The 624-nt window shown below is 61.2% G+C and carries 1 protein-coding gene; it reads left to right on the forward strand.

Annotated elements, in window-relative coordinates; genetic code table 11:
* Positions 1 to 133: 133 nt before the first annotated feature.
* Positions 134 to 624, forward strand: a 491-nt coding sequence (locus F6Q13_RS19535; RefSeq protein WP_293060024.1) for a transposase, incomplete at its 3' end; no start/stop codon positions are given.

Below are 624 nucleotides of genomic sequence, written 5' to 3' on the forward strand. Positions count from 1 at the left end.
CTGTGCCTTGGTGGCGAAGTGGTGGCGGGACAGCACCTCGTGTTCGAGGGTGGAGGGGCGTGTCATTCCATCTGTGTAAGTCCGGGGTGGTCCATTATCGGACCGCCGTTCGGGCGGACAGAAGGAGTGTTTTGTGACGAAGGTCATGGAGTCGGCGGGCAAGGTGAAATCGGCGGCTCGCCAGCTGGCGGAGACGTTTTCGGCCGAGACCCTGGATTCGCTGATCAAGGACGCGGTGAAATCGGGGACCCCGATCGACGGTGCAGACGGTTTGCTGACCGAGTTGACCAAGGCGGTGCTCGAGCGGGCCTTGCAGACTGAAATGACCCACCATTTGGGTTATGAATCCAGGGATCCGGCCGGCCGCGGGTCGGGCAATTCCCGCAATGGGTCCTCACCAAAGACGGTGACCACGGTCAATGGCCCGGTGGATATCGCGGTGCCCCGGGACCGCAACGGCTCTTTTGAGCCGGTGATCGTGCCCAAAAGGGCGCGCCGGCTGGGCAACATCAACTCGGTAGTGCTGTCGCTGTATTCACGTGGCATGACCACCCGGGATATCGAGGCTCACCTCGAAGAGGTATATGGGGCTAAGGTGTCACGGGAGCTGATCTCCAATATCAC

Origin of the sequence: Mycobacterium sp. (assembly GCF_008709575.1) — a bacterium.
Taxonomy (GTDB): Bacteria; Actinomycetota; Actinomycetes; order Mycobacteriales; family Mycobacteriaceae; genus Mycobacterium.